18 protein-coding genes are annotated in these 21,226 nt (G+C 68.4%); 10 read left to right on the top strand and 8 right to left on the bottom strand.

From position 1 onward, the window contains the following. Positions 1-85 precede the first annotated feature (85 nt). Together lolA and ACV229_RS34450 are read right to left on the bottom strand one after the other, a co-directional pair. A complete protein-coding gene (gene lolA / locus ACV229_RS34455) occupies positions 86-775 on the bottom strand; it encodes an outer membrane lipoprotein chaperone LolA (RefSeq protein WP_448087553.1) in 690 nt (229 codons plus the stop codon). 46 nt (positions 776-821) lie between these two features. Continuing rightward, positions 822-3,131: a DNA translocase FtsK gene (locus ACV229_RS34450; protein WP_448087552.1), complete on the bottom strand. Its 2,310-nt coding sequence runs from the start codon at positions 3,129-3,131 to the stop codon at positions 822-824. 486 nt (positions 3,132-3,617) lie between these two features. Here ACV229_RS34450 and trxB point away from each other — a divergent pair, with 486 nt between their 5' ends. From trxB to ACV229_RS34435, 3 genes are all read left to right on the top strand, one after another. Further along, positions 3,618-4,580: a thioredoxin-disulfide reductase gene (gene trxB, locus ACV229_RS34445; RefSeq protein WP_448087551.1), complete on the top strand. Its 963-nt coding sequence runs from the start codon at positions 3,618-3,620 to the stop codon at positions 4,578-4,580. A 146-nt stretch (positions 4,581-4,726) separates the two neighbouring features. Then, the gene (locus ACV229_RS34440) at positions 4,727-5,503 is read left to right on the top strand and encodes a Smr/MutS family protein (protein WP_448087550.1); all 777 of its coding nucleotides are present in this window, start codon (positions 4,727-4,729) and stop codon (positions 5,501-5,503) included. Next, entirely contained in the window at positions 5,490-6,113 is a 624-nt protein-coding gene (locus tag ACV229_RS34435) for a trimeric intracellular cation channel family protein (RefSeq protein WP_448087549.1), read from the top strand. Before ACV229_RS34440 ends, ACV229_RS34435 begins: the two co-directional genes overlap by 14 nt. 76 nt (positions 6,114-6,189) lie before the next feature. Here ACV229_RS34435 and ACV229_RS34430 read toward each other — a convergent pair whose 3' ends face one another. From ACV229_RS34430 to ACV229_RS34415, 4 genes are all read right to left on the bottom strand, one after another. Next, on the bottom strand, positions 6,190-7,308 hold the full coding sequence (locus tag ACV229_RS34430) for an ABC transporter ATP-binding protein (RefSeq protein ID WP_448087548.1): 1,119 nt from the start codon (positions 7,306-7,308) through the stop codon (positions 6,190-6,192). 106 nt (positions 7,309-7,414) lie between these two features. Beyond that, positions 7,415-8,272, bottom strand: a complete 858-nt coding sequence (locus ACV229_RS34425) for a carbohydrate ABC transporter permease (protein WP_448087547.1) — start codon at positions 8,270-8,272, stop codon at positions 7,415-7,417. After that, complete coding sequence (locus ACV229_RS34420) at positions 8,262-9,200, bottom strand: carbohydrate ABC transporter permease (RefSeq protein WP_448087546.1); 939 nt, start codon at positions 9,198-9,200, stop codon at positions 8,262-8,264. Before ACV229_RS34420 ends, ACV229_RS34425 begins: the two co-directional genes overlap by 11 nt. A 160-nt stretch (positions 9,201-9,360) precedes the next feature. After that, positions 9,361-10,608, bottom strand: a complete 1,248-nt coding sequence (locus ACV229_RS34415; protein WP_448087545.1) for an ABC transporter substrate-binding protein — start codon at positions 10,606-10,608, stop codon at positions 9,361-9,363. Positions 10,609-11,048: 440 nt separating this feature from the next. Between ACV229_RS34415 and zwf the strand changes: the two genes are divergently transcribed. From zwf to ACV229_RS34400, 3 genes are all read left to right on the top strand, one after another. Beyond that, positions 11,049-12,518 carry a glucose-6-phosphate dehydrogenase gene (zwf, locus tag ACV229_RS34410; protein WP_448087544.1) on the top strand — a complete coding sequence of 490 codons (1,470 nt, stop codon included), beginning with the start codon at positions 11,049-11,051 and terminating at the stop codon, positions 12,516-12,518. A gap of 80 nt (positions 12,519-12,598) precedes the next feature. Continuing rightward, positions 12,599-13,279, top strand: a complete 681-nt coding sequence (gene pgl, locus ACV229_RS34405) for a 6-phosphogluconolactonase (RefSeq protein WP_448087543.1) — start codon at positions 12,599-12,601, stop codon at positions 13,277-13,279. Continuing rightward, positions 13,257-15,185: a bifunctional transcriptional regulator/glucokinase gene (locus ACV229_RS34400; protein ID WP_448087542.1), complete on the top strand. Its 1,929-nt coding sequence runs from the start codon at positions 13,257-13,259 to the stop codon at positions 15,183-15,185. Before pgl ends, ACV229_RS34400 begins: the two co-directional genes overlap by 23 nt. Before the next feature lie 175 nt (positions 15,186-15,360). On the opposite strand, the gene ACV229_RS34395 is transcribed toward ACV229_RS34400, so the two are convergent. Next, the gene (locus ACV229_RS34395; protein WP_448087541.1) at positions 15,361-16,578 is read right to left on the bottom strand and encodes a Bcr/CflA family multidrug efflux MFS transporter; all 1,218 of its coding nucleotides are present in this window, start codon (positions 16,576-16,578) and stop codon (positions 15,361-15,363) included. 310 nt (positions 16,579-16,888) lie between these two features. On the opposite strand from ACV229_RS34395, the gene ACV229_RS34390 reads away from it, so the two are divergent. The 4 genes from ACV229_RS34390 (at position 16,889) to ACV229_RS34375 (ending at position 20,582) form a co-directional block, all read left to right on the top strand. Continuing rightward, complete coding sequence (locus ACV229_RS34390; RefSeq protein ID WP_448087540.1) at positions 16,889-17,341, top strand: hypothetical protein; 453 nt, start codon at positions 16,889-16,891, stop codon at positions 17,339-17,341. A gap of 170 nt (positions 17,342-17,511) precedes the next feature. Next, positions 17,512-18,795, top strand: a complete 1,284-nt coding sequence (gene hemL / locus ACV229_RS34385; RefSeq protein ID WP_448087539.1) for a glutamate-1-semialdehyde 2,1-aminomutase — start codon at positions 17,512-17,514, stop codon at positions 18,793-18,795. Between the two features lie 15 nt (positions 18,796-18,810). Next, positions 18,811-19,932 carry a bifunctional diaminohydroxyphosphoribosylaminopyrimidine deaminase/5-amino-6-(5-phosphoribosylamino)uracil reductase RibD gene (gene ribD, locus ACV229_RS34380; protein ID WP_448087538.1) on the top strand — a complete coding sequence of 374 codons (1,122 nt, stop codon included), beginning with the start codon at positions 18,811-18,813 and terminating at the stop codon, positions 19,930-19,932. Positions 19,933-19,946: 14 nt separating this feature from the next. Next, complete coding sequence (locus tag ACV229_RS34375) at positions 19,947-20,582, top strand: riboflavin synthase (protein WP_448087537.1); 636 nt, start codon at positions 19,947-19,949, stop codon at positions 20,580-20,582. A 110-nt stretch (positions 20,583-20,692) separates the two neighbouring features. Here the strand turns inward: ACV229_RS34375 and ACV229_RS34370 are convergent, their stop codons facing one another. Further along, the gene (locus ACV229_RS34370; RefSeq protein ID WP_448087536.1) at positions 20,693-21,151 is read right to left on the bottom strand and encodes a sulfotransferase family protein; all 459 of its coding nucleotides are present in this window, start codon (positions 21,149-21,151) and stop codon (positions 20,693-20,695) included. Positions 21,152-21,226 lie beyond the last annotated feature (75 nt).

The raw sequence follows: 21,226 nt of genomic DNA, 5'->3' as shown, positions 1-21,226 counted from the left end.
CGCCGCGCCCGGTGCCCGCGCCCGGAAACGACACGGGCCTGCCGTCGCTGGCAGGCCCGTGTCGGCCTCGACGCGCCGGCGCCGGTCAGCCGGTGATCACGTCCGCGCCCTTCGGCACGACGAACTTGAACGTGTCGGACTTCAGCGGCGGGTTGGTCTGGATGTTCGTGAACGTCAGCAGCGTAACGTTGCCGAACACGTCGTGCAGCTCCATCGCGGCGAGCGTGCCGTTCTTGAAACCGATGCCGATCCGCTGGAACTGCGTGTCCTGCGCCTTCGGCAGCATCTCGAGCCACTCGATGCCGCCCTTCTCGCCCGCATCGCGCAGCGTGTAGTTCTTGTCGACGTCGTTGCTGCCGAACAGGATCGCGGCGGGGCTCGCGCCAAGCGCGCCGGCCAGCTTGCGCTCGGTGACCTGGTTCAGGTCGCGGTCGTAGACGTACAGCTTGTCGCCGTCGGCCTGCAGCACCTGCTGGTACGGCTTCTGGTACGTCCAGATGAACTTGCCCGGACGCGAGAACACGAACGTGCCGCTTGAATTGTCGGTGGCCTTCGGCACCGCCTGCGCGGCGCTCGCGCCCTTCGCGGGCGCCTTGACGATCTGCTGCGTGAACTCGCCCTTCGCCGAACGCACTTGCGACACGAAGGCCTTCAGCTGTTCGGTGCCGCCCGCGAACGCGTGCGTCGCCGCGAGCATCAGCGATGCGCCGGCGAGCGCCGCGCCGAGCCAGCGCCGCGTCGAACGAAGGGAATGGGCGAACGGATGTTGCTGCATGGTGCGGTTTTCTCCCTGGGTGGCCGGCGCCGCGAGCGCCGCGGACTCATTCCGCGTCGCGCGCCGGCACAAGAATTTCGCGGTTGCCGCTCGACGACATCGCCGACACGAGCCCCGACTGCTCCATCTGCTCGAGCAGGCGTGCCGCGCGGTTGTAGCCGATCCGCAGATGGCGCTGCACGAGCGAGATCGACGCGCGGCGGTTCTTGATGACGATCTCGACCGCCTGGTCGTACAGCGGATCAGACTCGCCGCCGCCTTCGCCGGTTCCCGCGCCGGCCGAGCCCTCGTCGCCGTCGGCGGTGCCGCCTTCGAGCAGGCCCTCGATGTAGTTCGGCTCGCCCTGCTCCTTGAGCTTGTCGACGACGCGGTGCACTTCGTCGTCGGCGACGAACGCGCCGTGCACGCGCACCGGCAGCCCGGTGCCGGGCGGCAGGTAAAGCATGTCGCCCATCCCGAGCAGCGATTCGGCGCCCATCTGGTCGAGAATCGTGCGCGAGTCGATCTTCGACGACACCTGGAATGCGATGCGCGTCGGCACGTTGGCCTTGATGAGGCCCGTGATCACGTCGACCGACGGACGCTGCGTCGCGAGGATCAGGTGAATCCCGGCCGCGCGCGCCTTCTGCGCGATCCGCGCGATCAGCTCCTCGACCTTCTTGCCGACGACCATCATCAGGTCGGCGAGCTCGTCGATCACGACGACGATGTTCGGCAGCCGGCCGAGCGGCTCCGGATCGTCCGGCGTCAGGCTGAACGGATTCGGGATCTTCTCCTCGCGCTTGTTCGCCTCATCGATCTTGTTGTTGTAGCCCGCGAGGTTGCGCACGCCGAGCTTGCTCATCAGCTTGTAGCGGCGCTCCATCTCGGCGACCGTCCAGTTGAGCGCGTTGCCCGCCTGGCGCATGTCGGTAACGACCGGGCACAGCAGATGCGGAATGCCTTCGTAGACGCTCATTTCGAGCATCTTCGGATCGATCAGGATCAGGCGCACCTGCTCGGCGCTCGCCTTGTACAGCAGCGACAGGATCATCGCGTTGATGCCGACCGACTTGCCCGAGCCCGTGGTGCCCGCCACCAGCAGGTGCGGCATCTTCGCGAGATCCGCGCACACGGGCTTGCCGCCGATGTCCTTGCCGAGGCTCAACGTCAGCGCCGACGGCGCGGCCGCGTACACCTCGGAGCCGATGATCTCCGACAGGTGCACGGTCTGGCGGCGCTGGTTCGGCAGTTCGAGCGCCATGTAGTTCTTGCCTGGGATCGTCTCGACGACGCGGATCGACACGAGCGACAGCGAGCGCGCGAGGTCCTTCGCGAGGTTGACGATCTGGCTGCCCTTCACGCCGGTCGCCGGCTCGATCTCGTAGCGCGTGACGACCGGGCCCGGATACGCGGCGACGACGCTCGCCTCGACGCCGAAGTCCTTCAGCTTCTTCTCGATCAGGCGCGACGTGAATTCGAGCGTGTCGGCAGGGATCGCTTCCTGCGCCTTCGGCGCCGGGTCGAGCAGCGAGATCGGCGGCAGCGTCGAATCGCCCGGCAGGTCGGTGAAGAGCGGCACCTGGCGCTCCTTCTCGACGCGCTCGGACTTCGCCGGCGTCACCACCGGCGGCACGATCGTCACCGGCTCGTGATCCTCGATGCGCACGCGCTCCTCCTCGACCTTGCCTTCGCGGCGCACGGCCGCGGCCTCGCCGAGCTTGCGGTCGCGCTCGGCCTCGCGGCGCAGCTTCGCGACGTTGACGGCCGACAGGATCGCGCCGCCGATGCGTTCGGCGACCGACAGCCACGAGAACCGGAAATACAGCGACAGGCCGATCGCGAGCGCGACCAGCAGCAGCAGCGTGCCGCCCGTGAAGCCGAACGCATGCGACATCGCGCCCGCGACCGCCTCGCCGACGACGCCGCCCGGCGCGCGCGGCAGCTGCACCTTCAGCGACCACATGCGCAGCGCCTCGATGCCGTCGCACGCGAGCAGCACGAGCACGAACGCGAACACTTCGGTCAGCCAGCCGATCGGCCGCTCCGGCTCGTCGGCGAGCGCCTCGTGGCGGGTGATGCGTCGGTAGTTGGCGGCGATGCGCCGCCCGAGCGGCACGATCAGCCAGTAGGCCGACAGGCCGAACAGCAGCAGGATGATGTCGGCCGTCCACGCGCCGACGCGGCCCGCCCAGTTCGTGATGTGATCGACCTGCGCCGCGTGCGTCCAGCTCGGATCGCGGCGGCTGTAGCTCAACAGGGCCATCACCAGAAACGCGCAGAGCGCAACCTGGAGAATCCAGCGGATCTCCGTGAGGAGCTTCGACATCCGGTGCGGCAACGCCTGTGCCTGAGCGGAATAAGGAGCTTTTGCCATGAATCCGTATAAAGAAGACGGGCCGCGCACGCTGCACGCCCGTCAATCGTTCGATCCCGCTTATTGTAAACGCTGCGCCGCCCGCCCAAGTGTAAATGACGGTTACATGGGGCCGCCGAGGTGGGGCCGCCGAGGTGCGGCCGGCGAGGTGGGGCCGCCTAGGTGTGGCCGCGCAGTTGGAGCCGCCGAGGTAGGGCCGCGTAGTAGATGCGGCCGGCCACGTGTGGCCGCCTAGGTGGGACCGCCTGGGTGGATCCGCCCTGGTGCGCCCGGCGACGCGGGGTCGCCCAGATGCGGCCACTCGCCGGCGCGACAGCCCCTCCCCCGCGAAACGCTATCGCCGCGATTGAAACTCTCGTTCGGCAGCGCAGCAACAGGGCCTTTATAATGCGCGTCTGATACCCATCTACGGTGGCATCCCGGTCACCCTCGACCGTCCGGCGCGCTCACCCCGCACGCCGCGGCCGCCTTTTACGGATTTCGCACATGTCCACGCCCAAACACGCCAAAGTCCTGATTCTCGGTTCCGGCCCCGCCGGCTATACGGCTGCCGTCTACGCGGCGCGCGCCAACCTGTCCCCGGTGCTGGTCACCGGCATCGCTCAGGGCGGCCAGCTGATGACCACGACCGACGTCGAAAACTGGCCGGCGGACGCGAAGGGCGTGCAGGGTCCCGATCTGATGCAGCGCTTCCTCGAACACGCGGAACGCTTCAACACCGAGATCCTGTTCGACCACATCCACACCGCGAAGCTGCACGAGAAGCCGATCCGCCTGATCGGCGACGCCGGCGAATACACGTGCGACTCGCTGATCATCGCGACCGGCGCGTCCGCGCAGTATCTCGGCCTGCCGTCCGAGGAAGCGTTCATGGGCAAGGGCGTGTCGGCCTGCGCGACCTGCGACGGCTTCTTCTATCGCGGCCAGAACGTCGCGGTGGTCGGCGGCGGCAACACCGCGGTCGAGGAAGCGCTCTACCTGACGGGCATCGCGAACAAGGTCACGGTGATCCACCGCCGCGACAAGTTCCGCGCGGAGCCGATCCTCGTCGACCGCCTGCTCGAGAAGGAAAAGGAAGGCAAGGTCGAGATCAAGTGGAACCACGTGCTCGACGAAGTGACGGGCGAGGATTCGGGCGTAACGGGCCTGCGCCTGAAGAACGTGCAGACCGGCGCAACGGAAGACATCCAGGTGCAGGGCCTGTTCGTCGCGATCGGCCACAAGCCGAACACGGACATCTTCCAGGGCCAGCTCGAGATGAAGGACGGCTACATCCTGACGCAGAGCGGCCTGCACGGCAACGCGACGGCCACCAGCGTGCCGGGCGTGTTCGCCGCGGGCGACGTGCAGGACAACGTGTACCGCCAGGCGATCACGAGCGCCGGCACCGGCTGCATGGCCGCGCTCGACGCGCAGCGCTACCTCGAGGGCCTGCACGACCACAAGTAAGCAGGCCCGCAGCGCGTGCCATTGCGCGGCGGGCGCTACAATGGCGTCCGCTGCCGCGACGCAGGCCCGCCGAAAAGCCGCTGCCGACGCAGCGGCTTTTTTTCGTGCCCGCGCGTGCCCGCGCGATTGCCTTGCGTGTGTGAATCATGGCGAAGAATCAACCCCATCCGAGCGACCCCGCGAAGCGGCAGGCCGCCGCCCGTCCCAAGCAACCCGCGCCCGCCGCGCCACCGGCGCCCGAGCCCGCCGCGCTGCGCGGCCAGGGACTCGCCGGCCTCGGCGCGCTGCGCACGGCGCTCAAGGGCGAAGCCGAGCGCCGCGAGCGCGAGCGCACCGAAACCGCGAAGGCAACGCGCCAGGCCGAAGCCGACGCGAACCTGTTCCGCAACGAGATCGGTGCGATCCGGCCGCTCAACGCGCCGCCGCGCGCGGCGGCCGGCCGCACGCCGCCCGACCCCGTGCCGAAGCAGACGCAGCGCGACGAGGAAGCGGTGCTGAACGCGACGCTGTCCGACGAGTTCGATCCCGAAACGCTGCTCGACAGCGACGAGTCGCTGTACTACCACCGCCCCGGCGTGAGCCGCGACGTCGTGCGCAAGCTGCGCAGCGGCGCGTGGATCGTCCAGGCGCAGCTCGACCTGCACGGAATGCGGCGCGACGAAGCGCGCGACGCGCTGGCCGCCTTCATCCGCGAGTCCGGCAAGAAAGGGCTGCGCTGCCTGCGCGTGATCCACGGCAAGGGCCTGGGCTCCATCGGCAAGGAGCCGGTGCTGAAAGGCAAGGTGCGCGCGTGGCTCGTCCAGAAGGAAGAAGTGATCGCGTTCTGCGAGGCGCGCAGCCACGACGGCGGCGCGGGCGCGGTGCTCGTGCTGCTGCAGCCGCTCACGGCGCCCGCCGATCGGGGGCCGCGTGCCGCATCCTAGGCTGACGCTCGCGATCGCGGTACTCGAGGCGATCGCGACGCTCGCGTTCGCGATTTCCGGCTTCATCGAAGCGCGCAAGAACCGGCTCGACTCGGTCGGCACGTTCGTCGTCGCGCTCGCCACCGCCTTCGGCGGCGGCACGCTGCGCGACATCCTGCTCGAACGCCGGCCGTTCTACTGGGTCGTGCACGACGACTACGTGATCGCGATCTTCGTGCTGGCGCTGTTCGCGCCGTTCGTGCTGAGGATGCTGTCGCGGCTGTCGGCCGAGCGGCTGCTGCTCGTCGCGGACGCGGTCGGGCTCGGCATCTTCAGCATCTCCGGCACGTCGATCGCGCTCGACGCCGAGATGCCACACTTCATCGCGGTGATGATGGGCGTGATCACCGGCGTCGTCGGCGGGATCATCCGCGACGTGCTGTGCAACGACATCCCGCTGATCCTGCGCGATTCGCGGCCGTACGCGACCTGCGCGTTCGTCGGCTGCTGGTTCTACCTGCTGCTCGTGTGGCTGCAGGTCGATTCCGTCTACAGCGTGCTGCTGGCGACCGGCTTCATCCTCGCCGCGCGGCTCGCCACATTCAAGTTCGACGTGCGGCTGCCGCACTGAGCGGCACACGCGTCCGCACAAAAACAAGGGGCCGTCGAAACGGCCCCTTGTCGTTTGAGCGACCTGCGCTGACGCGTCAGGCGATCCGCTCCTCCGACGCCGGATCGAACAGCACCGCCTTCGACACGTCGAACAGCAGCGACAGCGTCTGCTCCGGCTGCGGGTTCGCGGCCGGATGCACGCGGCTCACGATGCGCTTGCCGTTCACCTGCGCGAACACGTGCGTGTCCGGGCCGGTCGGCTCGGTCACGTCGACGCGCACGTCGAGCGGCTGCAGGTGCGACGCATCGCCGTTGTGCGCGCTGCGCGCGTCGGTGATGCGCTCCGGGCGCAGCCCGAGGATCACCTCGCGGCCGACGTAGGACTTCAGCTTCGCCGCGTCGAACGGCAGGTTCAGCGCGCCGCGCGCGACGCCCGTGTCGATCTCCAGCGCAACGCCGCTGCCCTGCTCGACGAGCCGGCCGTTGATGAAGTTCATCGGCGGCGCGCCGATGAAGCCCGCGACGAACAGGTTCGACGGCGAATCGTAGATCTCCTGCGGCGCGCCGAACTGCTGGACGACGCCATCCTTCATCACCGCGATGCGATCGCCGAGCGTCATCGCCTCGATCTGGTCGTGCGTCACGTAGACGATCGTCGTGCCGAGACGCTGGTGCAGCAGCTTGATCTCCGCGCGCATCTCGATGCGCAGCTTCGCGTCGAGGTTCGAAAGCGGCTCGTCGAACAGGAACATCACGGGATCGCGCGCAAGCGCGCGGCCCATCGCGACACGCTGCCGCTGGCCGCCCGACAGCTGCCCGGGCTTGCGGTCGAGCAAGTGCGAGATCTGCAGCATGTTCGACACGCGATCGACGATCTGCGCCTGCTCGCTCTTCGGCACCTTGCGGATGTTCAGGCCGAACGAGATGTTCTCGCGCACCGTCATCGACGGATACAGCGCGTACGACTGGAACACCATCGCGATGTCGCGGTCCTTCGGCGACAGGTCGTTGACGACCTTGCCGTCGATCCGGATCTCGCCGCTCGTGACCGTCTCGAGCCCGGCGATCATGTTGAGCAGCGTCGATTTCCCGCAGCCCGAGCCGCCGACGAGAATCAGGAACTGACCGTCCTCGATGTCGATGTCGACACCCTTCAGGACGGGCACGCCGTTCGGGTAGGTCTTGTACACGTCACGGATGGAAAGGCTTGCCATGCTGTGAATCCTCTGTCTCTTGCGGTGCGCCGCGCGCACCGCGTCCGGTTCGTTTCGATGCGCCGCGCGTCGCGCGGCAGGTTCGTCGTGTCGTGGAAAACCGCGCTCAGCCCTTCACCGCGCCCGCCGTCAGGCCGCGCACGAAGTAGCGGCCGGCGATCACGTAGACGAGCAGCGTCGGCAGCGCGGCGATGATCGCGCCCGCCATGTCGACGTTGTATTCCTTCACGCCCGTCGACGTGTTGACGAGGTTGTTCAGCGCGACCGTGATCGGCATCGAGTCGACGCCGGAGAACACGATCCCGAACAGGAAGTCGTTCCAGATCTGCGTGAACTGCCAGATCAGGCACACCATGAAGATCGGCAGCGACACCGGCAGCAGGATCTTCGTGAAGATCGTGAAGAAGCCCGCGCCGTCGATCCGCGCGGCCTTCACGAGCTCGGCCGGCACGCTCACGTAGAAGTTGCGGAAGAACATCGTCGTGAACGCGATCCCGTACACGACGTGCACGAACACGAGGCCGGGAATCGTGTTGGCGAGGCCCAGCATTCCCTGCAGGCGCGCCATCGGCAGCAGGATCACCTGGAACGGGATGAAGCAGCCGACCAGCAGCATCGTGAACAGCGCATCCGCGCCGCGGAAGCGCCAGTGCGTGAGCACGTAGCCGTTGAACGCGCCGATCAGCGACGAGATCAGCACGGCCGGGATCACCATCTGCAGCGAGTTCAGGAAGAACGGTTTCATGCCGTCGCAGCGCACGCCGGTGCACGCTCCGCTCCACGCCTTCACCCACGGATCGATGGTCCAGTGCGTCGGCGGCGTCAGCAGGTTGCCGGTGCGCAGCTGGTCGAGATCCTTGAACGACGTCGACAGCATCACGTAGATCGGGAACAGGAAGTACAGCGCGAACAGGATCAATGCGGCGTAAATGACCGCACGGCTGATGGTCATCTTAGGCTGCATTGCGCGTGCTCCTCGATTCCAGGTACATCAGCGGCACGAGCACCGCGACGACGGTCGCGAGCATCATCACCGACGATGCGGCGCCGAGGCCGAGCTGGCCGCGGTTGAACGAAAACGTGTACATGAACATCGCCGGCAGCGACGACGACGTGCCGGGCCCGCCGGCCGTCAGCGCGACGACGAGGTCGAAGGTCTTGATCGTGATGTGGCACAGGATCAGCAGCACCGAGAAGAACACCGGGCGCATGCTCGGGATCACGATCTTGCGGTAGATCGTCGGCATTGTCGCGCCGTCGACCTGCGCGGCCTTGAAGATCTCGCTGTCGACGCCGCGCAGCCCGGCCAGGAACAGCGCCATCACGAAGCCGGTCGATTGCCAGACGGCCGCGATCACGACGCAGAAGATCGCCTTGTCCGGATCGCCGAGCCAGTCGAACGAGAAGCTCGTCCAGCCCCAGTCGTGCATCACCTTCTCGAGGCCGAGGCCCGGGTTCAGGATCCACTGCCACGCGGTGCCCGTCACGATGAACGACAGCGCCATCGGATACAGGAAGATCGCGCGCAGCGCGCCTTCGTTGCGGATCTTCTGGTCGAGCAGGATCGCGAGAAAGAGACCGAGCGCGACGCAGATCGCGATGAACGGAATGCCGAACCAGCCGAGGTTCGCGGCGGAGGTCCACCACACGTCGTTCTGGAACAGGTCCGTGTAACGGCCGAAGCCGTCGAATTCGTAGTTTGGCAACAGCCGCGAACGGGTCAGCGACAGATAGCCGGTAATCAGGATGAAACCGTAGATGAACACCACGGCGATCGCCACGCTGGGCGCGAGCACGAGCTTCGGTATCCAGCGGTCGGCGAAGGCCGACATCGGCGACACGCGCCGTGCGGCGGCAGCGCCGGATCCGTTTCCGCTAAGAGGGGCAGCCACTTGATTCGACTCCTGGGACGAAAGTGACGCCGGCCGGCCAAACCGGCGCCGGCGTCGGGTACGGCGCGGGCCCGGACGGCGGGCCCGTTTGCTGCTGAGACAAACGATACGAAAGCGCCCGGCAGGTGAAGCAGGTCCGGCCGGGCGTTCGTCGCGCGCGTTACTTCACCTTCGCGGCCTTCGCGAGCGCGGCGACCGCGCTCTTCGAATCCTGCTGCGAGTTCATGAACTTCGTCACGACGTCGGTGATCGCGCCGGCGGTTGCGTCACCCTGCGCCATCCCGTGCGCGAGCGACGGCACGAAGCCGCCCGACTTGATCGCCGTCTGCTCGTCCGCATACGACTTCTTCGCGCAGTCGTCGAACTTGTCCATCTTCACGCCGAGGCGCACCGGCACCGAGCCTTTCAGCAGGCTGAACTGCTCCTGGAAGTCAGGCGACATGATGGTTTTCGCGAGCGCGATCTGGCCCGGCGTCGCGGCGTTCTGGCCCTTCTGCTGGAAGAACACGAACGAATCGACGTTGAACGTGTAGGCGTTCGCGGTGCCCGGCACCGGCGCGCAGACATAGTCCTTGCCCGGCTGCTTGCCGGCGTTCACGAACTCGCCCTTCGCCCAGTCGCCCATGAACTGCATGCCGGCCTTGCCGTTGATGACCATCGCGGTCGCGAGGTTCCAGTCGCGGCCGTTGCGGCCGCTGTCGAAGTAGCCCTGGATCTTGCGCACCGTGTTGAACACGTCGAGCATCTGCGGCGACGTGAGCGTCGCCTGGTCGAGATCGACGAGCGCCTTCTTGTAGAACGCCGGGCCCTGCGACAGCACGACGTCTTCCCACAGCGTCAGGTCCTGCCACGGCTGGCCGCCCATCGCGACCGGCTGGATGCCCGCAGCCTTCAGCTTGTCGGCGACCGCGAAGAATTCGGGCCAGGTGGTCGGCACCTTCGCGCCGACCTTGTCGAGCGCGGTCTTGTTGATATAGAGCCAGTTCACGCGGTGCACCGAGAACGGCGCGCCGACGGTGTGGCCCTTGTATTTCATGATCTTGTCGATTTCCGGCGGCAGGTTCTGCTTCCAGTCGCCGGCGGCCGGATCGATGTTGACGAGCACGCCCTGGTCGGCCCAGTCCTGGATCAGCGGACCCTTGATCTGCGCGGCCGACGGCGCGTCGCCGCTGATCACCTTGGTCTTCAGCGCGGTCATCGCCGCTGCGCCCGCGCCGCCCGCGACCGCGAAGTCCTTCCAGACGTAGCCCTGCTTCTGCAGGTCGTCCTTCAGCACGCCGACGGCCTTCGACTCGCCGCCCGAGGTCCACCAGTGCAGCACCGTCACATTCTCGGCCGCCTGCGCCGCCACGGCGCCAGCCATCAGGCCTGCGGCGCCGAGCGCGCCCATGATCGCGCGTACTTTCATTACTTATCTCCTCCAGACTGAATCAACTCGTGAGGTTCCCTCGTGGGAACCAGCTTCTTGGTGACGACTGGGAAATCGAGCCGCGGGACGCTGCGCGCGCACGGGGCCGATGACCGGCCGGGCTCTTACAGAAAGCGTGACTTGAGATTCAACGGCGTGTCTCCTCTTGTGTTTCTGGCCCGCCGCGACGCGGCACGGGCCCCGGGGCCGACGACCTGCGCACGATGCGCGTCGTCAATGTCCGATAACATTCGGCACTTGGCGCTCCCGACGACGAAGCACGCGCTGTTGCATCGACCGCGCTTCATTTTTTCTTCGTCCAGGTGCTACCCCTTGCGGCGGATTGTAGTTAAACTACAATTCAGTGTCAAAAATATTTTTATCGCACTACGGATCGCTTCAGCGCACGCTTCACAGCTACCCCAACCGGGCGGAGACACATGCATACGGATTCCAGCTTTACCTTCGTACTTTTCGGCGGCACCGGCGACCTGTCGATGCGCAAGATCCTCCCGGCGCTGTTCGAGGCGCACCGCGCGAACATGCTGGCGGCGAGCGGCCGGATCGTCGCGGTCGCGCGCCATGCGACCGATCGCGCCGGGTATCTCGAGTGGGTCGAGGAACACGTGAAGCCGCACGCGGCGAAGGCATCGCGCGGCGCGTTCGATGAAGCGGCGTGGAAGACCTTCGTCGAGCGCATCGTCTACGTGAAGCTCGACCTCGGCCGCGCGGAAGACTACGCCCTGCTGCGCGACACGATCGACCCGCTGCCCGGCACCCGGGTGTTCTATCTCGCGACGGGCCCGTCGCTGTTCGAGCCGATCTGCAAGGCGCTCGCATCGGTCGGCCTGAACCAGGGCTCGCGCATCGTGCTCGAGAAGCCGCTCGGCTACGACCTGCGTTCGTCGAATGCGATCAACGACGCGGTCGGCGAGATCTTCGCGGAAGACCAGATCTACCGGATCGACCACTACCTCGGGAAGGAGCCGGTGCAGAACCTGCTCGCGCTGCGCTTCGGCAACGCGCTGTTCGAGCCGCTGTGGCGCCGCGAATGGGTCGAGAGCATCCAGATCACGATCGCCGAGGAGCTCGGCGTCGAAGCACGCGGCGACTTCTACGACAACACGGGCGCGCTGCGCGACATGGTGCAGAATCACCTGCTGCAGCTGCTGTCGATCGTCGCGATGGAGCCGCCGCATTCGATGGATTCCGACTCGGTGCGCGACGAGAAGCTGCGCGTGCTGCGCGCGCTGAAGCCCATCGATCCGCGCGACATCGGCAAGGTCGCGGTGCGCGGCCAGTATCACGCGGGCGTGATCAAGGGCGCACAGGTGCCCGCCTATGCGACCGAGCCGGGCGTGAAGCCGGACAGCCCGACCGAGACCTTCGTCGCGCTGAAGGTGGAAATCGAGAACTGGCGCTGGGCCGGCGTGCCGTTCTTCCTGCGCACCGGCAAGCGGCTCGCCGACCGCGTCGCGGAGATCGTCGTCAACTTCCGTCCGGTGCCGCACTCGGCGCTCGGGCCGACCGCGCTGCGCCCCGGCTCGAACCGCCTCGTGATCCGCCTGCAGCCGAACGAGTCGATTCGTCTGTACTGCCTCGCGAAGCAGCCCGGCGAAGGGATGAACCTCGCGAGCGTGCACCTCGACCTCGCGTTCGACCAGTTCTTCAAGGAAGGCCAGATGGAGGCGTACCAGCGCCTGCTGCTCGACGTGATCAACGGCCGCCTCGCGCTGTTCGTGCGGCGCGACGAGCAGGAAGCCGCGTGGCGCTGGGTCGAGCCGATCCTGAACGAATGGGCGCGCTCGCTGAAGCCGCCGAAGCCGTACGCGGCGGGCACGTGGGGGCCGGCCGCGGCGAGCGCGATGCTCGCGCAGCACGGCACCTGCTGGCTCGAAGAAGAGAACTGATGCAAGCGGCGGGCGCCGCACTATCCGGTGCCCGCCGTCGTACCCCACACTATTACAGACAACAGCAGTCCGGAGGAGATGTGATCGAGATCCACGCTTTCGACACCCAGGAAGCGCAAAGCCAGGCGCTCGCGCAGGCAGTCGGCGACGCGCTGCGCGCGGTGCTCGCGCGCCCCGCACGCCCGACGCTCGCGGTGTCCGGCGGCACCAGCCCGCGCCCGTTCCTGCAGACGCTGTCGCACGCGGCGCTCGACTGGTCGCACGTCGACGTCACGCTGGTCGACGACCGCTGGGTGCCGGAAGACGACGCGGCAAGCAACGCGCGCCTCGTGCGCGACACGCTGCTGCAGCACGCGGCCGCGAGCGCGACGTTCCTGCCGCTCGTCGACACGCGCGCGGCGCTCGACGCGCATATCGCCGCGCTGAACGCGAACCCCGCGCACCGCGTGCCCGACATCGCCGTGCTCGGGATGGGCGAGGACGGCCACACCGCGTCGATCTTCGCCGACGCGCCCGAATGGGATCACGCGATCACGACCGCCGAGCGCTTCGTCGCCGTGCATCCGGGCGCCGCGCCGCATGCGCGCGTGAGCTTTTCGCTCGATGCGCTGAAGCGCATCGACCGGCTGTTCCTGCTGATCGCGGGCAACCGCAAACGCGAGGTGCTCGAGGCCGCCGCCTCGGCGCCGCAGAAGAACGCCATTTCGCAACTGGCCAACGACAAGGGGACCAAGCTCGATGTCTACTGGTGCGCACAGTAAAGCCGCCGCCGCGAGCCAACATGCCGACGGTCCGCGCCTGCTCGCGGACGTCGGCGGCACCAACGCGCGTTTCGCGCTGGAGACCGGGCCGGGCGAGATCACGCAGATCCGCGTCTACCCGGGCGCCGAGTATCCGACGCTCACCGACGCGATCCGCAAGTACCTGAAGGACGTGAAGATCACCCGCGTGAACCACGCGGCGATCGCGATCGCGAACCCGGTCGACGGCGACCAGGTCACGATGACCAACCACGACTGGACCTTCTCGATCGAGGCGACGCGCCGCGCGCTCGGCTTCGACACGCTGCTCGTCGTCAACGACTTCACCGCGCTCGCGATGGCGCTGCCGGGCCTGACCGACGCGCAGCGCGTGCAGATCGGCGGCGGCGCGCGCCGCCAGAACAGCGTGATCGGGCTGCTCGGGCCCGGCACCGGGCTCGGCGTGTCAGGGCTGATTCCGGCCGACGACCGCTGGATCGCGCTCGGCAGCGAAGGCGGCCACGCGTCGTTCGCGCCGCAGGACGAGCGCGAGGACCTCGTGCTGCAGTACGCGCGCAAGAAGTTTCCGCACGTGTCGTTCGAGCGCGTGTGCGCGGGGCCCGGCATCGAGATCATCTATCGCGCGCTCGCCGCGCGCGACAAGAAGCGCGTCGCGGCAACCGTCGACACCGCCGAGATCGTCGAGCGCGCGCATGCGGGCGATGCACTCGCGCTCGAGACGGTCGAGTGCTTCTGCGGGATTCTCGGCGCGTTCGCGGGCAGCGTCGCGCTGACGCTCGGCGCGCTCGGCGGCGTCTATATCGGCGGCGGTGTCGCGCTGAAGCTCGGCGAGCTGTTCACGCGCTCGTCGTTCCGCGCGCGCTTCGAGGCGAAGGGCCGCTTCACGCAGTACCTCGAGAACATCCCGACCTACCTGATCACCGCCGAATATCCGGCGTTCCTCGGCGTGTCGGCGATCCTCGCGGAGCAGTTGTCGAACCGCTCGGGCGGCGCGTCGTCGGCCGTGTTCGAACGGATCCGCCAGATGCGCGACGCGCTGACGCCGGCCGAGCGCCGCGTCGCCGACCTCGCGCTGAACCACCCGCGCTCGATCATCAACGATCCGATCGTCGACATCGCGCGCAAGGCCGACGTCAGCCAGCCGACGGTGATCCGCTTCTGCCGCTCGCTCGGCTGCCAGGGGCTGTCCGACTTCAAGCTGAAGCTCGCGACGGGCCTGACCGGCACGATCCCGATGAGCCACAGCCAGGTGCATCTCGGCGATACGGCGACCGACTTTGGCGCGAAGGTGCTCGACAACACGGTGTCCGCGATCCTGCAGCTGCGCGAGCACCTGAATTTCGAGCACGTCGAAAAGGCGATCGAGATCCTGAACAGCGCGCGGCGCATCGAGTTCTACGGGCTCGGCAACTCGAACATCGTCGCGCAGGACGCGCACTACAAGTTCTTCCGCTTCGGGATTCCGACGATCGCGTACGGCGACCTGTACATGCAGGCCGCGTCAGCCGCGCTGCTCGGCAAGGGCGACGTGATCGTCGCGGTGTCGAAGTCCGGGCGTGCGCCCGAGCTGCTGCGCGTGCTCGAAGTCGCGATGCAGGCCGGCGCGAAGGTGATCGCGATCACGTCGAGCAACACGCCGCTCGCGAAGCGCGCGACCGTCGCGCTCGAAACCGATCACATCGAGATGCGCGAGTCGCAGTTGTCGATGATCTCGCGGATCCTGCATCTGCTGATGATCGACATCCTCGCGGTCGGCGTCGCAATTCGCCGCGCGTCGCCGAACGCGGAGCTGAGCGAGGCCGTCGCGCAGGCAAAGGCGCGCGCGAGCGACGACGAGACGGCCGACGTGCTCGACTGGCTGAGCCACGGCGCGTCGCCGGCGACGAAGGACGCAACGCGGGACTGACGCGCGAAGGTGCGCGGCAGTCGAAGCGCAGACATGCCACCGGGCGTTTCGTCCGGTGGCATGTTTCATTTGCGAGCGGTCCGCACGACGCGCAGGATGCGGCAACGGCCATCCGCGATGAAAAACGCCACCGGCGCGTCGCGCACGGTGGCGTTCGTCGATCCGGCGTCGCCGCTCAGGCGCCGGACTTCACCGGCCTTCCGTGCCAGCGCAGCACGAGGAATCGTCCGGCAAAGCACAGCACGCCGGTGACGCCGATCGTCACGCCCATCGCGAACGGCGTGCCGTCCGCGAGCGCACCGATCGCGATGCTCGCGAGCGCGCCGAGCGCGAGCTGCATCGCGCCGAACACGGCCGCCGACGCGCCCGCGTTGTGCGGATAGCGATGCATCAGGTCGGTCGTGCAGTTCGCGGACAGGATCCCGACGACGCCGACGACGAAGAACAGGCACACGACGATCGACCACAGCCCGCCCCACCCCGTCAGCGCGACGAGCGCGACCGCGAGCGATGCGATGCCGCTGACGAGCGCCGCCGCCGAGATGATCCGCAGCGAGCCGACACTGCCGACGAGCCGCGTGTTCGTGAAGTTGCCGATCATGATGCCGACGACATTCAGGCCGAACAGCAGCCCGTAATGCTGCGGCGACACGTGGAAATACTCGATGTAGACGAACGGCGTGGCCGTGATGTACGAGAACATCGACGCGAACGCCATCCCGCCACACAGCATGTGCCCCCATGCGACGGGGTCGGACAGGATGCGTCCGTACGATGCGAACGACGCGAGCACGGCCGCGCTCTTGCGCCGCTCCTTCGGCCAGGTCTCGGGCACGCGCAGGTACGCGGTCACCGCGCACAGCGCGCCGAACGCCGCGAGCACGACGAATACGCCGCGCCAGCCCGCGAAGCGCAGGATCTGTCCGCCGATGAGCGGCGCGAGCAGCGGCCCGACCGCGGTGACGATCGCCACCATCGACAGCACTTTCGCGGCGTCGCTCGGCTCGTGCGCGTCGCGCGCGATCGCCCGCGCGAGCACCGACGCCGCGCCGGCACCGAGCGCCTGCAGGAAGCGCACGGCGATCAGCATGTCGATCGAGCCCGCGACGAAGCAGCCGATGCTCGCGAGCGTGAACAGCGCGATGCCGCCGAGCAGCACGGGACGCCGCCCCCAGGTGTCGGACAGCGGGCCGTACAGCAGCATGCCGATCGAGAAGCCGGCCATGAAGCTCGTCAGCGTGCGCTGCGCGGCGCCGGGGCTGACGGAGAAGCCGTCCGCGATCGACGGCAGGCTCGGCAGGTACATGTCGGTGGCGATCGGCCCGCAGGCGGCGAGCGCGCCGAGCAACAGGATCAGCCGGGCATCGGGCCGGCGCCGGACGGCGTGGGACATGGGAATCCGGGTAGGAGCCGGCGCGCATCGTGGCGCGCGCGGCGGTGAAGACGGGAAAGGCGGCCGCCGCAGGCGTGCCGCCAGGCTCATGATTGTACGCGCAACTTTTTCCGGTTACCCGGGCCATCGAATGCCGCCCCGTGACGGAACCACGCGGCCACGCCGCGCGGGTACCGACCGGTTGCGCGTCCGGCGTTGCGCGCGGCCCCCTGTCCGGCTGGCCCCGGCCGGCCGCGAATGCACGGCGCGCCGTCGCGGGCGGATTCGATTAAGCTTGCTTCCCTTGTCTGACCAATCCGTCGCCCGACCGATGACCGCCTTCCTGCTGATCTGGAGCCCCAAGAAATGGCCATGGCCCGAGCTGCCCGACGTCGCCGCGCGCGTGAAGGCCGGCGAGGCCGTGCACGACGTGTGGGGCTGCGGCTTCGCGCGCAGCATCCTGCCCGGCGACCGCGTATTCCTGCACCGCGTCGCGAAGGCGCCCAAGGGCGTGTTCGGCTCCGGCTACGTGACGCGCGCGCCGTACGAAATTCCCGATCCGGCGATGAAGCGCGGCTACCGGCTGTGCATCGACTTCGTGTACGACTGGCTCGTCGACGGCCACCAGGAAGTCGTGATCCCGCGCGACGCGCTGCGCGTCCATCCTTACTCGGTGCAGACCTGGGACGCGCAGACGTCCGGCACGTCGATCAAGCCGATGGTCGAGGGCCCGCTCGAAAAGCGCTGGGCCGAGCTGACCGGCAAGCGCAAGCCGCCGCGCTAGGGCCTGTTCACGCTAATAGCGGGCCCTGCCCCAAATCCCCACGCGCCGAATGGCCACATCCCGCCCGCGGGCCCGCCGTGCGCGTCTCCGGTACAATCGGACGGATGTTCCGCCCAGGCGCCGCGGCCCGTGCACAGGCCCCCCGCGCCCTTCTCTCGCAGGTTTCGCCCATGTCCAACAATCAGATCCTCTTCGAACGCGCCCAGAAAACCATCCCCGGCGGCGTCAACTCGCCGGTCCGCGCGTTCCGTTCGGTCGGCGGCACGCCGCGCTTCGTCGCGCGCGCACAAGGTCCGTATTTCTGGGACGCCGACGGCAAGCAGTACATCGACTACATCGGCTCGTGGGGCCCGATGATCGTCGGCCACGTCCATCCGGAAGTGCTCGCCGCCGTGCAGAACGTGCTGGCCGACGGCTTCTCGTTCGGCGCGCCGACCGAAGCCGAGATCGAGATCGCCGAGGAAATCTGCAAGCTCGTGCCGTCGATCGAGCAGGTGCGGATGGTGTCGAGCGGCACCGAGGCCACGATGAGCGCGCTGCGCCTCGCGCGCGGCTTCACGGGCCGCAGCCGTATCGTCAAGTTCGAGGGCTGCTACCACGGCCACGCGGACAGCCTGCTCGTGAAGGCCGGCTCGGGCCTGCTGACGTTCGGCAACCCGACGTCGGCCGGCGTGCCCGCCGACATCGCGAAACACACCACCGTGCTCGAATACAACAACGTCGCCGCGCTCGAGGAAGCGTTCGGCGCGTTCGGCGACGAGATCGCCGCGGTGATCGTCGAGCCGGTCGCCGGCAACATGAACCTCGTGCGCGGCACGCCCGAATTCCTGAACGCGCTGCGCGCGCTGTGCACGAAGCACGGCGCCGTGCTGATCTTCGACGAAGTGATGTGCGGCTTCCGCGTCGCGCTCGGCGGCGCGCAGGCGCATTACGGGATCGCGGCCGATCTCACCTGCCTCGGCAAGGTGATCGGCGGCGGGATGCCGGCCGCCGCGTTCGGCGGCCGCCGCGACATCATGGCCCACCTCGCGCCGCTCGGCGGCGTCTACCAGGCCGGCACGCTGTCGGGCAACCCGATCGCGGTCGCCGCGGGCCTGAAGACGCTGCAGCTGATCCAGGCGCCGGGCTTCTACGACGCGCTGACCGCGCAGACGAAACGCCTCGCCGACGGCCTTGCCGCCGAGGCACGCGCGGCCGGCGTGCCGTTCGCGGCCGATTCGATCGGCGCGATGTTCGGCCTCTACTTCGCCGAGCGCGTGCCGACGAGCTTCGCGGAAGTCACGAAGAGCGACATCGAGCGTTTCAACCGCTTCTTCCACCTGATGCTCGACGAAGGCGTGTACTTCGCGCCGTCCGCGTACGAAGCCGGCTTCGTGTCGAGCACGCACGACGACGCGGTGATCGACGCGACGCTCGCCGCCGCGCGCCGCGCGTTCGCGGCGCTGGCCGCCTGACCCGGGGCCGCGCGGATGTTCTCGGATACCGATTTCGCCCACATGCAGCGCGCGCTCGCGCTGGCCGCGCGCGGGATGTACACGACGACGCCGAATCCGCGCGTCGGCTGCGTGATCGTCAAGGACGGCAACGTGATCGGCGAAGGCCACACTCAGCCGGCCGGCCAGGATCACGCGGAAGTGCAGGCGCTGAAGGACGCGCGCTCGCACGGCCACGACGTCGCGGGTGCGACCGTCTACGTGACGCTCGAGCCGTGCAGCCACTTCGGCCGCACGCCGCCGTGCGCGAACGCGCTGATCGACGCACGCGTCGGGAAGGTCGTCGCCGCGATGGAAGACCCGAATCCGCAGGTGTCGGGGCGCGGCCTCGGGATGCTGCGCGACGCGGGCATCGACGTGCGCTGCGGGCTGCTCGCGCATGAGGCGGGCGAGCTGAACATCGGCTTCGTGTCGCGGATGACGCGCGGCCGCCCGTGGGTGCGGATGAAGACCGCCGCATCGCTCGACGGCCGCACCGCGCTGCCGTCCGGCGAGAGCCAGTGGATCACCGGCGGTGCAGCGCGGCTCGACGGGCACGCGTGGCGCGCACGCGCGTGCGCGATCCTCACCGGCATCGGCACCGTGCGCGAGGACAACCCGCAGCTGACCGTGCGCGGCATCGACACGCCGCGCCAGCCGCTGCGCGTGGTGGTCGACAGCCGCCTCGAGCTGCCGCTCGACGCGCGCCTGCTCGAAGGCGCACCGCTGCTGATCTTCTGCGGCCGGCTCGACGACGCGGGCGAAGCGCGCGCCGCCGCACTGAAGGCGCGCGGCGCGGAAATCGTGCCGCTGCCGAACGCGCGCGGCAAGGTCGACCTGCCGGCACTGCTGACGGCGCTCGGCGCGCGCGGCATCAACGAGTTGCATGTCGAGGCCGGTCACAAGCTGAACGGCTCGCTGCTGCGCGAGCACTGCGTCGACGAACTGCTGGTCTACCTCGCGCCGAGCCTGCTCGGCGCGGACGCGGCCGGCATGTTCGATCTCGCCGCGCCCGCGAGCCTCGACGCCCGCGCGCAGCTCACGTTTCACAGCATCGAGCGGATCGGCGACGATCTGCGGATCCTGGCGCGCTTCGCGCCGCCCACCGCCACTCATTGAACGGAATCGTCACGATGTTTACCGGAATTGTCGCGGCCGTCGGCCGCATTGAATCGATCCAGCCGCTCGGCGCATCGCCCGAGGCCGGCGTGCGCCTGTCCGTGCAGGCCGGCGGGCTCGACCTCGCCGACGTCGCGCTCGGCGACAGCATCGCGATCCAGGGCGCGTGCATGACGGTGATCGAGAAGACCGACACCGCGTTCGACGTCGAGGTGTCGCGCGAAAGCCTGAACCGCACGGTCGGTCTCTCAGCGCCCGGCGACGTCAATCTCGAGAAGGCGCTGCGCGCGCACGACCGGCTCGGCGGCCACATCGTGTCGGGCCACGTCGACGGGCTCGGCACCGTGTCGCACTTCGCGCCGGTCGGCGAATCGCACGAGCTGCGCATCGTCGCGCCGCGCGAGCTCGGCCGCTATCTCGCGTACAAGGGCTCGATCACGGTCAACGGCGTGAGCCTGACCGTCAACGCAGTCACCGACCGCGCCGACGGCTGCGAATTCTCGATCAACCTGATTCCGCACACGGTCGAGGTCACGACGCTGCGCCATCTGCAGGCGGGCAGCACCGTGAATCTCGAGGTCGACATGATTGCGCGGTATGTCGAGCGGATGCTGTCGACATCGCAGCACGCGGGCATGCCGCAGGACTGACCGGCCCACCCCGGCGCGCACGCCCGTTGCCGCCGGGATACCACCGCGCCGGGACCATCCCGTCAAAGCCTTCGCCCCGTCACGCACCCGCGTGACGCGCGGCCGCCCGCTCAGCCGCCTGCGGCAAGCACCGGCCCGAGCCCGTCGATGAGCGGTCGCAACACGCCCGCCTCGGGACGCCAGCGCCGCATCACGTCCCGATAGAGCGGCTGACGCACCTGGGCCGCGCACGCGGTCGTCACGTGCCGCCGGGTTTCGTGAAATGCCGCGCAGCGCTCGCTCCAGTCCAGCCCGCAATGCGCGAGCATCCGCCGGACCGCCCCGCCGAAATCGTCGACCACACGCTCGTACCGGACCTCCAGCAGTACGCCCGGCGGCAACACCGCGCGCCAATGCGCGAGCAGCGCGTCGTAGGCGCGATAGAAACGGCCGAGTTCGCCAAGGTCATAGCCGAACGGCACGTCGCGGAAGCACCGCGCGTAGATCGACAGGCAGGTTTCGACCGGATGCGCGCGCAATGCGTTTAATCCGCGTCGAAAGGCGATTCGAACATCGACGCCTGGCGGCACGCACGGCGACGCCGACTATGTGCCGCTCGAACAGCGCGAGCGGATGTTCGCGGCGCTGACCCTGCTGAAGCGCAC

Source organism: Burkholderia sp. MR1-5-21 (genome assembly GCF_053427715.1).
The sequence above is the reverse complement of the archived record's forward strand: the minus strand, read 5'-3'. Positions and strand labels throughout refer to the sequence as shown.